Origin of the sequence: Roseiflexus castenholzii DSM 13941 (genome assembly GCF_000017805.1) — a bacterium.
Classification (GTDB): domain Bacteria; phylum Chloroflexota; class Chloroflexia; order Chloroflexales; family Roseiflexaceae; genus Roseiflexus; species Roseiflexus castenholzii.
The window spans coordinates 1099844-1114515 of sequence record NC_009767.1 but is presented as its reverse complement, the minus strand read 5'-3'; the positions used below and the strand labels follow the sequence as shown (position 1 = coordinate 1114515).

General features: G+C 60.1%; 13 protein-coding genes. 11 read left to right on the top strand and 2 right to left on the bottom strand.

What is annotated here, in order from left to right:
- The first annotated feature begins 9 nt into the window (after positions 1-9).
- A complete protein-coding gene (locus RCAS_RS24870) occupies positions 10-168 on the top strand; it encodes a hypothetical protein (RefSeq protein WP_157042544.1) in 159 nt (52 codons plus the stop codon).
- Positions 169-315: 147 nt separating this feature from the next.
- A complete protein-coding gene (locus tag RCAS_RS04350) occupies positions 316-528 on the top strand; it encodes a hypothetical protein (RefSeq protein WP_041330203.1) in 213 nt (70 codons plus the stop codon).
- A gap of 70 nt (positions 529-598) precedes the next feature.
- Here the strand turns inward: RCAS_RS04350 and RCAS_RS04345 are convergent, their stop codons facing one another.
- A complete protein-coding gene (locus RCAS_RS04345; RefSeq protein WP_012119397.1) occupies positions 599-1048 on the bottom strand; it encodes a hypothetical protein in 450 nt (149 codons plus the stop codon).
- A gap of 272 nt (positions 1049-1320) precedes the next feature.
- On the opposite strand from RCAS_RS04345, the gene RCAS_RS04340 reads away from it, so the two are divergent.
- From RCAS_RS04340 to RCAS_RS04300, 9 genes are all read left to right on the top strand, one after another.
- Positions 1321-3474: a glycosyltransferase family 39 protein gene (locus RCAS_RS04340; protein WP_012119396.1), complete on the top strand. Its 2154-nt coding sequence runs from the start codon at positions 1321-1323 to the stop codon at positions 3472-3474.
- Between the two features lie 77 nt (positions 3475-3551).
- The gene (locus RCAS_RS04335; protein ID WP_012119395.1) at positions 3552-4685 is read left to right on the top strand and encodes a patatin-like phospholipase family protein; all 1134 of its coding nucleotides are present in this window, start codon (positions 3552-3554) and stop codon (positions 4683-4685) included.
- A complete protein-coding gene (locus RCAS_RS04330) occupies positions 4682-5539 on the top strand; it encodes a PHP domain-containing protein (RefSeq protein ID WP_012119394.1) in 858 nt (285 codons plus the stop codon). Before RCAS_RS04335 ends, RCAS_RS04330 begins: the two co-directional genes overlap by 4 nt.
- 505 nt (positions 5540-6044) lie before the next feature.
- A complete protein-coding gene (locus RCAS_RS04325) occupies positions 6045-6464 on the top strand; it encodes a response regulator (protein WP_012119393.1) in 420 nt (139 codons plus the stop codon).
- 161 nt (positions 6465-6625) lie between these two features.
- Positions 6626-8152: an HD domain-containing phosphohydrolase gene (locus tag RCAS_RS04320; RefSeq protein WP_012119392.1), complete on the top strand. Its 1527-nt coding sequence runs from the start codon at positions 6626-6628 to the stop codon at positions 8150-8152.
- Between the two features lie 174 nt (positions 8153-8326).
- Positions 8327-9076, top strand: a complete 750-nt coding sequence (locus RCAS_RS04315) for an SRPBCC family protein (protein ID WP_012119391.1) — start codon at positions 8327-8329, stop codon at positions 9074-9076.
- Positions 9077-9125: 49 nt separating this feature from the next.
- Complete coding sequence (locus tag RCAS_RS04310; protein WP_012119390.1) at positions 9126-9608, top strand: (2Fe-2S)-binding protein; 483 nt, start codon at positions 9126-9128, stop codon at positions 9606-9608.
- Between the two features lie 81 nt (positions 9609-9689).
- Positions 9690-12071, top strand: a complete 2382-nt coding sequence (locus RCAS_RS04305; protein WP_012119389.1) for a xanthine dehydrogenase family protein molybdopterin-binding subunit — start codon at positions 9690-9692, stop codon at positions 12069-12071.
- A gap of 65 nt (positions 12072-12136) precedes the next feature.
- A complete protein-coding gene (locus RCAS_RS04300) occupies positions 12137-13003 on the top strand; it encodes an FAD binding domain-containing protein (protein ID WP_012119388.1) in 867 nt (288 codons plus the stop codon).
- An 865-nt stretch (positions 13004-13868) separates the two neighbouring features.
- Here the strand turns inward: RCAS_RS04300 and RCAS_RS23725 are convergent.
- A complete protein-coding gene (locus RCAS_RS23725) occupies positions 13869-14669 on the bottom strand; it encodes an HIT family protein (protein ID WP_012119387.1) in 801 nt (266 codons plus the stop codon).
- Positions 14670-14672: the final 3 nt, after the last annotated feature.

Here is a 14672-nt window from a genome sequence, read left to right as displayed (position 1 = left end):
ACGAGTGGCGTGGGTTTCACCCTTAATCTGGAGCGCGACCACGCTGGTGAACGCCGATCAGTTGTGGCGGTCGTCGGATTCGGCGGTTCGATCTGCCGGATCGGTGTCACCCGCGCCTACGCCCTTGTCACGGCAATGGACCATTTGTTACCGGGGACGCATTCCTGACGGACGCGCGGCTCCCTGCAATCGGCATAACCCATAGCAGGAAGGTGTCCGCGTCGGTTGGCTCAATCTTGTGATGCTGCGCTATGCGCGTGAGGTCGTCGGTTCGCTCGCTATGCTCGCCGTCACGTGCAGGATCGCCTGGCGGAAATGCCCATATTGCAGGTCTGCCGTCGCTATCGCTGCGCTGATGGTCTGATCGAGCACATCGTCCCGGCGCCTGCACCATCGCCGGAGCATCAGGAGGGTATCACGCGCACCCTGTGGCGTTGCCAATCGGTTCTCGAACCGCTTGCCCATGACGATGATCGACTGGTCCTCCTGGGGCGCGACTTGACCATCCCAATCGGCATCACCTCATAGAGTCCGACGGCGCGTGACAAGCGGACGACGGGAGTCGGCGCCGCCGCGCCATGTTCCCACAACAGCGCACCTACCACAGCACTTCCTTCTTCAGTTCCTCCAGGCTTTTGATCGCCCGATCAGCGTTGCGGTGGAGAAGATCATACGTCTCGAGTGAGGCATCGCCGCGCAGTTGCCCCTGGACGATCATATCGGCTGCCAGCACCAGCACCGTGAGACACTGAATGAGTTCCGTCGCCGCAGGCGATCCGGTCAATCGATATTCGCGCAGACGATGTAAGGCGTCTTCCGCCTGACGCGCATTGGGTTGCAGCCAGAACAGGAACGACTGCGACGCAATGCCATCTGTTCGCCCCTGCACGATCATATCGGCGGCACTGGCGAGCACCGTCAACGACTTGCTGAGCTGACGCATGATCGCCTGAAGCGCGGCGCGGCGCTGGACGCCCTTGTGCATATCGGACAACGCTGCCTGTGACTGGGTCAGTACAACGGGCAGCGAAGGGGACGGCTCTATCATGACTTTTCTCCTGCCTTGACTGGACGGGCATAACGTCGCCTCTCCAGCATCATTTCGGGGATGCTCAGCATCCAGACCTGATGGTCGTCACCCGTATCAGATGAATGAATTGTCATTTCCATTGAAAGAATTATACCGTTTCGCAACGTATCTGCGCAACGCGCCATGAGTCCTGATGTTGGACAGTACCTTACGCCGGTATGTCGTAGCATGCGCCTGGCGTCCATCTCTGCTACAATCATCGATGGACATACGCCTGGCAAGGAAGAAGCATGCAGCGAGTCGAACGAAACCCTGCGCGCGGCGCGAGCGTATTCCTGGCGCCACAAAGCGCGCTAACGATCGGCAGAACACTGCTGACTGCCCTGATACTTGGCACGCTCATGCTCGCGCCGCGCGCGTTCGGGCTTGCCGATTTTCTAACGACCGACGAAGCGTACCACTGGATTCGGTTCACCGAACGATTCGATGCTGCGCTCTCTGCCGGTCGCTGGGCAGATACTATCTACGTCGGGCATCCCGGCATCACCATGTTCTGGTTGGGGCGCACCGGGTTAATGATCGAGCGCATGGTGCGCGATCTGGGCTGGATCGGAGCGCCTGCCATGGTCGAGCATCTCGCCTGGTTGCGGCTGCCGGGCGTGATCCTTCAGGCGCTGTGCGGCATGGCAACATGGCTCTTGTTGCGCCGCCTTGTCGATCCGACCGTCGCGCTGGTCGCGTCGTTCCTGTGGGCTACGTCGCCGTATCTGATCGCTCATGGTCGGGTCCTCCATCTGGACGCGCTTCTGACCGGACTGATCACGCTGAGCCTGCTCTTGCTGCTGGTTTCCTGGCGACAACAACAGGCGGGCAAAGATGGATGGACCGCGCTGCTCGGTTCTGGAGCGCTGACCGGACTTGCGTTGCTGACGAAGGGACCGGCGCTCATTTTCCTGCCATTCGCCGGTGTACTCCTCTTTGCGTTCGCTCCCGCATATACGGCGACATCCCGGCATACAGGCGACATACTGCGCCTGGCATCGGGCATCGCCCATCGCCTGCGGTATGCTGCTGTGCGCTTCTGCGTATGGTTGGGCATAGCGATCTGTGTGGTCTTCGCGGGATGGCCCGCGCTCTGGACGGCGCCGGACGCAGCGCTTCGCGCATACGCCGATGAAATCATCTTCAATGGCGGACGCCCCAATGGTGATGGGCAATTTTTCAACGGTCAGGCAATCGACGATCCCGGCGTATGGTTCTACCCGGTCGCCAGCCTGTTTCGCACAACGCCGGTTATGCTGATCGGGTTGATCGTGTTCGGCCTCTTCGCCGGTCTGGACGCCTGGCGTTTCTGGAGGCGAGGCGAAGCGCCCTTCGATAGCAGATACCGCGTACTTGTCGTCTTCATCGCATTTGCCGCATTCTGGACCTTCATGATGACCCTGGGCGCGAAGAAGTTCGACCGGTATGTCTTGCCCATCTGGCCCTCACTGCTGGTCCTGGCAGCGACCGGAATCGTGCGCGGGTATGGTGCTGCGCGGGCATGGTTCGCCCGCCGTGCAACGACGATACAACGCGGCGGCGCGTGGCTCGCGCGTATCCCGCTGGCGACGTTGATCGCGCTGGGCGGCGTTGAAGTTGGTCAGGTTATCTGGTATCACCCGTACTACCTGAGTTACTACAATCCGCTCCTGGGTGGCGGTCCCGTCGCGCAGCGCATGGTGCTTATCGGATGGGGTGAAGGCATGGATCAGGTCGGAGCGTGGTTGAGCGCCCGCCCTGATATTCGATACGGACCGGTGATCTCGGCATTGCGGCCAACGCTGCAACCATTCGTGCCCGTCGATGTCCGCGACATTACCGACCTGGGAACATTGCCGGTCAATTACGCCGTTGTGTACCTGGAGTCGGTGCAACGGGGCGCGCATCCCGAGATTTACCGGCAGTTCGAAGCGATGACGCCGATTCACACGATCACCATTCACGGGATCGAGTACGCCAGGATCTATCAGTTGCCGCGTCCATTCGCGCAACCAATCCATGCGTGTTTCGGTGATGAGATTACATTGCACGGCGTCACGATCGAAGCCTCGCCTGATCATCTGTCGGTGACGCCCTCCTGGGGAGCGCTCGTATCTCCGACGCGCGATTACATGGTGTTTCTCCAGATGATCGACGTACAGGGGCGGCGTGTCGCCGGTGTTGATGTGCCGCCCGCCGGAGTTGGCGGACTGCCTGCGAGCGCATGGCTTGCGGGTCAGCAAGTGGCAGTGCCGCTGCCGCTGCCGTTGCCGTCTGACCTGCCGGCCGGAACATATGAGGTCGTCATCGGTTTGTACGATGCCAACAGCGGCGAGCGTGCGCCCGTCAGCGGCGGCGTCGCAGCCGACCCGGCGCGCGCCGGGCCGCATGCGCTGCTTTTGACGACGCTGACGCTGCCGTAATGGTGTACGAGTCGCGCGGGCATGGCGGAAAGGCGAGTTGTGCAGCAAGAAATGGATACAGAGGAGGTCGGGAAACAATGAAAAAAGCGCTAGTCCTCTCAGGCGGCGGCGGTCGTGGCGCCTATCACGTCGGGGTGATCGAGGCGCTAGTCGAACGCGGCTGGATGCAGGATGGAAGAGGTCCCGACATCCTTGCCGGCACGTCAATCGGAGCGATCAATGCCGCAGCGCTGGCGTCGGGTCTGACCGTCGCTGAACTGAAGGCGCGCTGGCTTGAGATGCACACCGAGGATGTGCATCGGCTATCGAGCGATCTGCCAACGGTCAGCCGCCCACTTGTTCGCTTCCTGATGCGCAGTGTATTGACCTCGGAAGCGCATGGCGGATCGCCTGCGATGCTGCCGCCGGAAGAGCGCAAGATGAGCGCCGAAGGATTGATCGAGCGCATCAGCAGCGTTTTTCGTAGCCGACCATTTCGCAGCATGCTCGACACTACTCCCTGGCGCCATACGCTAAGCCGCTGGATGGACTTCGAGCGGATCAATGCGCCAGACGCTCCTGCGCTGTTGCTGACCGCCACCGATCTGCAATCCGGCGATCTGCGCGTCTTCTGCAACCGACCGCTGCGCAACCATCCAGCCGACACCATCACTATCGAGCATTTGATGGCATCATCGAGCATTCCGACGGTCTATCCGTGGACGGAGATCGACGGTCGCAAATATTGGGATGGCGCAATACTGGCAAACACGCCGCTGGGACCGGTGATCGATCTGGCAGCCAGAGAGGATGTCGAGATCGTCGTCGTGATGATGACGCCGTGGGATGTGGCGCCCGAAGTGATGCGCCAGCAATTGCAGGAAGTGCCGCAGGACCTGGTGCAGGCATTGTCGCTGACGCTTGATTGGGCATTGCTGGCATCGTATCGCACCGCAATCAAAACCTTGCGCGCCTACAATCGACTGGCTGAGGCAATGCACAAACTTGAACGCGCCGCGCAACAGACCGGCAATCCCGACTTGCGGATAGAGGGAAACATTCCGCGTATCATTACCGAACCGCTGGTCGTTGCGCCGCAGCAACTTATGCCGCTGGAGTGGATTATCGACTACGAGGAACACAACCATCGGACCCTTTTCGAGATGGGGCGCAACGACGCGCTGCGTGCGCTCGACAACCGTCTGCTCGACCGCCTGCTCGACCAGCCATGATCGACCTGCACATTCACACCCATGCGACGCCTCATCACGCAACGTGGACGCCGGAGATGCTGGCGGAAGCGGCAGCGCGCGCCGGTCTGCGCGTGATCGCCGTCACCGATCACAATACCACCGCCACTGTTCGCGCCACGCAAGAAGCAGGCGCGCGCATTGGCATTCAGGTCATTTCCGGGGTCGAGATCGACAGCGGCTTCCCTGCCGGTCGTTCTGACGATCTGCTGCCGTTCAAACTCTGGCATGTGCTCGTGTACGGCGTCGACCCCGATGCGCCCCAATTGCAGGCGCTCTGCCGTTCGGTGGAAGCGCGCAATCGGGCTGATGCCGCAGCGCTGCGCGATAGGCTGATGCGCGCAGGGTTTCGTCTGACCGGCATCGATGAACTGGGGCGTCCGCCGAACGTCGCCGACATTGGAACGGCGCTGGGCAGGTCGAACGACCTGCCAAATCGACTGTCTGGAGAAGATGACGAAAGTGCGGGAATGCGCTATATTCTGACGCACCTGCCCGGCGCCTATCGTCCTCCTGCCGTCGATGAGATCATCGCCGTTGCGCATGCTGTGAGAGGTGTGGCGGTACTGGCGCATCCGGGGCGCTCGAAAGGGGTGTACGCCATCCCGGCGACTGCGGAGGACATTGCTGCGATGGCGGCAGCGGGACTGGATGGCATCGAAGTCTACTACCCGACTCATCATCCCGATCAGGTAACGATGTATCAGCGCCTGGCGCAACGGTACGCCTTGCTGATCACAGGCGGTTCCGACTCACATCATCCGCACCAACCACTTGCGCAGTTGCCCGAAGGATGGTGTCAGGCGTTTCTGGCGAGGGTCGGGGTAAGCGGTTAGGGGATAGGAGCACTGCTTCGTGGGGTGAGCGGGTGCGTGCCTCCCTTCGATACGGGGTTTCAGGGCGGACAGACCACCCGCGCGAACACCGACGCTTCCACCGTGGGACGTCCGCGCACGTGGCGCCGGTCGCCCGCGCACGCGCTCGGGAGCGGGGCGGGGGGTGAGGGGAAAACGGCGCATCCCAATGCCATGCATGCGCGCGATCCGCTCTTGAACTCCGGTGCGGGGAGGTTGGGAGGGGAAAAGGGGGTCAGGGACGCCCGACGGCATCACGGACGATCAGACAGATTGCTGTATTACGAAGAGATTACGATCCGTTCATCGTCATCGGGCAATCATAAAAATATGGTAGAATAGTAGTATCATTACGGGGCATTCTGGCGTTTGTATCCATAACAGCGGCAAAACCAACCCCATGCCGGAGCATGACGCCATCCGAAGTGTTCGCGGCGGGTTGAACAGCGGATAGTCTCGGGGTTTACAGAACAGCGGAGGCGTTTGTATGTCGAAGACGACCGAACTGTCGCACAACGGACACAGCAGTGATACGGTTTTGATCGTCGAGGATGATGCAGCAACCCGGCGTCTCTACAAGTTTCTGTTGGCGAATGGCGGATACGTTGTTCTGGAAGCCGAAGATGGCATCGCAGCGATTGAAGTGTTACAGCGCCACCACTGCGACCTGGTGATCACCGACATGAACATGCCGCGCATGGACGGGCTGGATCTCATCCGCGCCATCCGCCGTGATTTTGGCGACATCTACATCATCCTCATCACCGCATTCGGCACACCCGATACCCAAAAACAGGCGATGCGCCTTGGCGCCAACGACTATCTTGCCAAACCGTTTGACTTTGAAGAACTCGAACGACGGGTCCACACCTACTTCCAGAGCCGTCAGCGCCCCTCCAACCCCTGATTGCTTCTGCGCTCCTCCCTAGCATTGCCGGCCGCGCTCCATAGCGCGGCTTTTTCGTATGCGGACGATTCTTGAGCGCTACTATCCTGGTACGGAACAGGAAACGCCCCTGCGCTATAATACGATCCGTTGATCAATGCTCATTCAAGCAAGACCGTCTTATGAGTCACACCCTGTCAACCAGCGCCGATCCGGTACGGGTGCTGATTGTCGAAGATGATCCGATGGTCAGCAGTTTCTGCGCGCGATTGTTGCACATGAAAGGGTTTGCAGTCAAAACGGCGTGCAACGGACGGGAAGCGTTAGATATTCTTCAGACCCATCCGTTCGATCTGGTGTTGACCGATCTGCAAATGCCCGAAATGGGCGGCATGGCGCTCCTGCGGGAACTACGTGAACATTATGCCGATCTCGATGCAATCATGTTTACCGCATATGCGACGGTTGATACGGCGCGCGAGGCGCTGAAACTGGGCGCATTCGACTACCTGACCAAGCCGTTCAGCGTCGATGAACTCGAACGAACGGTGCGCCGCGCCGTCGAATGGCGGCGGGTGCGCCAGGAGCGGCAGCGCCTCTCCGAGGTCGTCGCGCTGTATGAGATCAGCCAGACGTTTACCAGCACGCTCGACACCGACACGGCGGTGCGCGAGATTGTCGAATTGCTCTGGCGGCGCTTTTCACCGGCAGCACTTTCCCTTTCCCTTGTGCATCCCGAAGATCACGAACTCGAACTGCTCGCCCATCGGGGGACACCTGCACCCACTTTGGTTGGCGTTCGCGTTCCACTCCGCCAGGAGCCTGGTTATGACTCCCTCTTCGAGCAACATGCTCAACTGATCAATCGTCGGGAGCCGGTCGCGCCTTCCCATCTGGCACGCCTCGTCTTGCGGAGCAATGATCGACCGGTTGGCGTACTCGATCTGATTCGCACCCCTGATCAACCGGGGTTCGATAGCGATGACCGCACCCTCCTGGCAATCTGCGCCTCGCAGATTGCCGCCTCGCTCGACAACAGCCGTCTCTATCGCCAGTTGAAGCAACAGAATCTCGAAACCATCGTTGCGCTGGCAGCGGCGATCGATGCGCGCGATCCGTACACTGCCGGGCATTCGCTGCAAGTGATGCAGTATGCCGTGCGCCTTGGTGAAGTCGTCGGTCTCGAACACGACCGCATCGAGGCGCTACGCTACGGCGGGCTGCTTCACGACATTGGCAAGATCGGCGTACCCGATGCCATTCTGCTGAAACCGATGTATCTGTCGCCCGAAGAAATGGAGATCATGCGCGCGCACGCGGTGATCGGCGTCGAGATCGTGCGTGGTATCAAGGCGCTGCGCGCCGTATTGCCCATTATTCGCTATCATCACGAGCGGATCGATGGCGCCGGCTATCCCGATGGACTGTCCGGCGATCAGATACCGCTCGAAGCCCGAATTATGGCGATTGCCGACGCCTACGATACTATGACTTCGGATCGCGCCTATCGCCGCGCGATGAGCCAGGAAGAAGCCATCGCCGAACTTCAGCGCGGACGCGGAAGTCAGTGGGATTCAGGTCTGATCGACCGATTCATTGAACTTGTCCAAGCCGAATCACACACACTGCGCCTGCCCCAACCGCGCGCAGTGCAGGCGTTGCGCGATCAAGCGGCGCACATGCCGAACATCGAATTGCCACGGTTCTGATGCGCTTGACAAACAGCACACCTGTCGGTACCATACATACAGAGAGCATACACAGTGTCCAGACAAGACGCTTTGCACGACCTCCGCAGTCTCGCGCGCGCGGACGCTGTGTTTTGTGCATAACATCACTCCGCCAGACTCCGGGTCTCTTGGTGCAACGAAAGGATCGGTTCAGTGAAGATTTCCGGGAGCTACACGATTGACGCGCCGCGTGACATCGTGTGGGAAGCGCTGAACGACATCGAGGTGCTGGCGCGAATCGTTCCAGGATGCGAACGCCTTGAGCAGATTGGCGACAATGAATACGAAGGGACGATCAAAATCGGCATCCAGGCGATCCGTGGCGTGTACAACGGTCGTATTCGCATCGAGGACATCGACCCGCCAAATCACTATAAACTGATTGCCAGTGGGAAAAGCGCCAACGGCGTGGTCGACGGCGTCGGCACTGTTGATCTTGTGGCGCAAGACGGGAAAACGGTGCTCATGTACGGCGGCGAGGCGCAGGTCGGCGGGACGCTGGCAAGCGTCGGGCAGCGCCTGATCGAAGGCGCGTCGCGCCAGTTGATCAATCAGTCGCTCAAGGCGCTCGCCGAGCAGGTCGCCGCGCGCGCTGCCGCTCCGGTCGCCGCAGGTGTTTCAACCGCCGAAGCGCCCGCCGCAGGCGTTTCAACCACCGAAGCGCCCGCCGTTCCTTCGGCTGTAAGCGCCGCTCCCGCAACCGCTGAAGCGCCCGCTGCGCCGCCCCCTGCCCCTGAACGAAGGACGGTGGTGGTTCCTCCCGAGGAACAATTGCGTCCCGAATCGGTCGTTTTTGGCATTATCAACGATTTTATCGCCGAACGCCCCTGGGCGCCCTGGATTGTGGTCGCCTTCCTGATCGGCTACATTCTCGGTCGGTCGCGCAGCCGCCGGGAACGCTAGCATATCTCCCTGTCCCGTTTATCCGTCGCTCAATGAGGAGGTGTCAACAGTGGCAACAATCACGGTTACGGTCAATGGCAAGTCGTACACCAACGACGTCGAGCCGCGCACGTTGCTGGTGCATTACCTGCGCGAGCACCTGAACCTGACCGGCACGCACATCGGCTGTGATACCAGCCAGTGTGGCGCGTGCGTGGTGCTGGTTGACGGTGTCAGCGTCAAGTCGTGTACGATGCTGGCAGTGCAGGCTGATGGCGCGAATGTGCTGACAATCGAAGGGTTGGCGCAAAACGGGCAGTTGCATCCGTTGCAAGAGGGGTTCTGGGAGTGCCACGGCTTGCAGTGCGGCTACTGCACACCCGGCATGATCATGGCTGCCTACGACCTGTTGCAGCAGAACCCCAACCCGACTGACGAGGAGGTGCGCCACGGGCTGGAGGGGAACCTCTGCCGCTGCACCGGGTATCACAACATTGTGCGCGCTGTGCAGTACGCTGCGGCAAAGATGCGCAGCGAAGAAGTGACTGTATAAGGCGTTCCGTCGAATCCTGGATGACCGCACCTGTCGCTCGACTTCTGGTTTTCTCCGCACTAGAAGGGAAAAGAAACAGCAATGACGGCTGAAACGATGCCAACGAGGCTGGTGGGTCAGGCGATTAAGCGTCGTGAAGACCCACAATTGATCACAGGACAGGGCAGCTTCCTCGACGACATTAAACTTCCGGGCATGACACACGCCTGTGTGTTGCGCAGCCCCTATGCCCACGCAAAGATCAAATCCATCGATACGAGCAAGGCGAAAGCCCATCCGGGGGTGGTTGCCGTCTTCACCGGCGAAGATATGCTCGACCTCAATCCGCTGCCGTGCGCCTGGCAGGCAGGGCGCGTGAAGAACAATGTCAACACGCCGCGCGTCCTGGCGGTCGGTGAGGTGCATTTCGCCGGTGATCCGGTTGCGCTGGTGATCGCCGAGGATCGCTACATCGCGCGCGATGCCTGCGACTTGATCGAAGTCGAGTATGAGCCGCTGCCGGTGGTGGTGGATGCCAAAAAAGCCACCGAGCCGGGTGCGCCGCAACTTCACGAGAATGCGCCGAACAATATTGTGATGGAATGGGATGCGGGCGATAAGGCGAAAGCCGATGCCGCCATCGCCGCCGCCGAAGTAGTGGTGCGCGAGCAGATTATCAATCAGCGCCTCATTCCGACGCCGATGGAAACCCGTGGCGCGATTGCGCGCTATGAGCAGGCAACCGGTGAGTTCACCCTTTGGACAACTTCGCAGGCGCCGCACGTCATGCGGCTGTTGCTGACGGCGTTTGTCTTCGGTATTCCCGAAACGAAACTGCGTGTCATTTCGCCAAACGTCGGCGGCGGGTTTGGGCAGAAGATTTTCTGCTACAACGACATGGCCTTCACGATGTGGGCGGCGCGCAAAATCGGGCGTCCGGTGAAGTTCGTCGAAGACCGGAGTGAAAATTACAAGTACTCGACCCATGGGCGCGATCATATCACCGACGTTGAAATTGCCGGCACCCGCGACGGCGCCATCACCGGGCTGCGCGTCACCACCTATGCCAACCTTGGCGCTTACCTCAGCACAATTGCGCCTGGCATTCCGACGACGCTCTACGGCCGGATTATCACCGGCGTCTACCGCATTCCCGCAGCCTATGTCAAAGTATACGGCGTTTACACCAACACGGCGATGGTCGATGCCTACCGCGGCGCCGGTCGTCCCGAAGCGTCGTACCTGATCGAACGCATGGTCGATCGCTTCGCCGCTGAAATCGGGATGGACCCGGCAGAGGTGCGGCGCAAGAACTTCATTCCACCCGATGCGTTCCCCTACGACAATGGCATGGGTCTGCTGCCGTATGACAGCGGCAACTACGAAGCAGCGCTCAACAAGGCGCTCGACATCATCGGGTACGCCAACTTCCGCAAGGAACAGGAAGAGGCGCGCAAACATGGCAGATACCTGGGACTCGGCATCAGTTCGTATGTCGAAATCTGCGGCGTGGCGCCAAGTAAATGGATTGGTCTTCCCGGCGAAGGGTGGGGCGCCGGTCTATGGGAGAGCGCCAATGTGCGCATTCACCTGACCGGCAAAGTTGTCGTGACGACCGGGTCGCTCCCGCACGGGCAGGGTGTCGAAACGACTTTCGCGCAGATCGTTGCCGATGAACTTGGCGTGCCGTATGACGATGTGGTGATCGAGCACTCCGACACAGCCGGTACGCCGTTCGGCTACGGCACCTATGGATCGCGCTCGCTGGCGGTCGGCGGCACAGCAGTCTACCGCAGTGTGGCGAAGATCAAGGAAAAGGCAAAGAAACTCGCCGCGCACATGCTCGAAGCCAATCCCGACGACATGGTGTACGAGAATGGGCGTGTCTACGTCAAAGGATCGCCCGACCGCGCCAAGACGCTGGCGGAGATTGCGCTTCAGGCATCGGTGGCATACGACCTGCCGGAAGGTATGGAGCCATTCCTCGACGAAACCAGCTACTACGATCCGCCGAACTGCACCTTCCCCTTCGGCACGCATATTGCCATTGTCGAGGTGGACCCGGACACCGGCATCGTCGATCTGAAGCGCTACGTGGCGGTCGATGACTGCGGCAATGTCATCAACCCGCTGATTGTCGATGGTCAGATTCACGGCGGCATTGCCCAGGGGGTGGCGCAGGCGCTCTACGAGCGCGCTGTGTACGATGAGAACGGGCAACTCGTCAGCGGCACCCTGATGGACTATGCCGTGCCCGCAGCGCATATGCTACCGCCGTTCGAGACAGATCGCACCGTCACTCCCAGCCCGGTCAACCCAATGGGGGTGAAGGGCGCGGGCGAAGCAGGGACGATCGCCAGTGCGCAGGCGGTGATGAACGCCGTGATCGACGCACTCTCGCCATTTGGCGTCAAACACATGCAGATGCCGGCGACGCCGGAGAATGTGTGGAAGGCGATCCGCGCCGCGCAGACGGCTTCCTGAGAATCGTCACAGCGCGTCCGGCGCCAGCGTCGGACGCGCTCATCTAGAATTGAGGAGCATCTCTGATGATACCGGCACCCTTTCAGTATTATGCGCCCAAAACAGTCAACGAGGCTATCGGGCTGCTCCAGCAGCACGGCGACGACGCCAAACTGCTGGCAGGCGGTCACTCGCTGCTCCCGGCGCTGAAACTGCGCCTGGCGCAACCGGCGGTGCTGATCGACATCAGCCGCGTATCGGAGTTGAAGGGTATTACAGCAAATGGTGATCGCCTGGTCATCGGCGCCGGCGCGACGTACCACGAAATTGCGACGAGCGAGGCAGTGCGCTCCGGTTGCCCGGTGCTCGCGGAGTGCGTCGGTCAGATCGGCGATATTCAGGTGCGCAATCGCGGAACGATTGGCGGCTCGCTGGCGCATGCCGACCCGGCAGCCGATCTGCCTGCCGTGGCGCTGGCGCTTGGCATGACGATCAATGTGATGGGGGCAAACGGCGCACGCAGCATCACCGCCGACGATATGTTCGTGGCAATGTTGACCACGGCGTTGTCGTCCGATGAGGTGATCACATCGGTAACCGTACCGATACTGGGGAAAGGCGAAGGCGCGGCATACGCCAAACTCCGCCATCCGGCGTCGCGCTACGCCATCGTCGGCGTTGCGGCGTATGTCAAACTCGACGGCGACACAGTTTCTGCCTGTCGCATCGGTGTCACCGGCGCCGGTTCGGTCGCCGTGCGACAACCGGCAGCCGAAGCGGCGCTCGTCGGCACATCCGGCGATGACGACGCTGTGGCAGCAGCGGCAAACGCCGCCGGCGACGGGGTCGATTACCTTGGAGACATCCACGCCTCTGCGGAGTATCGCCAGGCGATGGTGAAGGTCTATACCCGCCGCGCGCTGACCGAGGCGGTGCGCCGGGCAAGGGGGTAGGCAGAGGCGAGAGGCGAGAGGCGAGAGGCGAGAGGCGAGAGGCGAGAGGCGAGAGGCGAGAGGCGAGAGGCGAGAGGCAAGAGGCGAGAGGCGAGAGGCGAGAGGCGAGAGGCGAGAAGCGAGAGGCGAGAGGCGAGAGGCGAGAGGCGAGAGGCGAGAGGCGAGAGGCGAGAGGCGAGAGGCAAGAGGCAAGAGGCAAGAGGCGAGAGGCGAGAGGCGAGAGGCAAGAGGCGAGGAGCAGCAGCGGCTATCGATGCCAGCTTGATCTTTGTGGTTCGCACGAGGGCGCAGAGGGGGCGAGGGTCTCTTGCGCGCCACGCCCACGCGCGCACGCATCACCCAAAGGCGCGAAGGCGCAGAGGGGGCGAAGGAGCGCTCCTGTGTCTTTGCGTGTGTGCGGGGCGGCGTGCGCAGGACGCTGCGGGCTGAGGTCCCTTGCTGAGGAGGTGGAGGGCTTGTCACATACGAATCGGGTTCTCTCTTTCTGCAAATCCTCGTGCGCCAATGGAAAGACGTGAAAGGGCTTGCCCCATACGATTCGAGTAGTACAGGCTATTCTGAATTGCCATTCTGTCGCTGAGCAGCGGAAGGGCGAGTCTATATCTATAGAGCGATCACCTGCAACCTGGACAATCAAGGATGTGGCGCGGCTGACGTTGGCTTCGACAGGCTCAGCCAACGTCAGCCGCAAGCCGGTCAACACGGGCAATGATCGGGCAAGATCGGATTGTTCGCTCCACGAGACCGCGCCCCGTCACCTGGTTGCCCGGCCTACCCGTCCTGCGCCTGCGACGCACGCCGCGATGTTGACTGTGTGTTGGGTAAGGTATGGCGAGCCACTCCTTATTATTACCGCTCGATATGTCTAACAGGGGATTACATGGATACACCCGTGCCAACCAGCACATTCTGTGGCTATGCCTTGACCAACCTTCACCCTGAAACCATCAGGATGAAAACGCTCGCTGAGCAGCATCTTCACGCGATCTACTACTTGCCAGCAGGCATTCCTGTCATAAAGTGAAAGATCGAAGTAACTGACGTGCCGCTTGGGGATCACGAGGGTATAACCAGGTAGAGAGGAGGAATTTTCCAAAACAGCATAGGCATTAGCTGACTCGGTCAATAACTCACAATTACTTGCTGGAGCACAGAAAGAACAGGACTCATTTACCTGCAACTGATTGAAATGACGATACCGGTAGATTTCACAATGATCGGTGCGCAAGATGCTTTTATAGGGCAATGTAACTTGGCACTGATAAACGTTCTTGTGATATTTGACGTGATTGCGAAAACCGTCACGCCGAATATCGCGGCGAACGGCAAAGTACGCGCTTCCAGTTGGATATAGCAATTCTGAGATAGCCATCAACACATGAGACTGCTCATCTGGAAGCAACACATTCAAGACATACAGGCATATAATTGTATCGAACTTTCCCTTTGGGACATTGGGCGCATAGTAAGGATCATAACCAGTAACATCGTGGCCTTGCTTCTTTAAGTGATTGACATCTGCTCCCAATCCGCATCCAAAATCAAGCACTCGTCCGTTGATCAGCCCTCGCGAGAGCAGATTCCTGAGCGGGAAGGATGCCTGAGTACGATCTTTGACAGTAAGATGGCTATGAGGGTTATGAACTGAACGAAAGATGAGATTCATTTG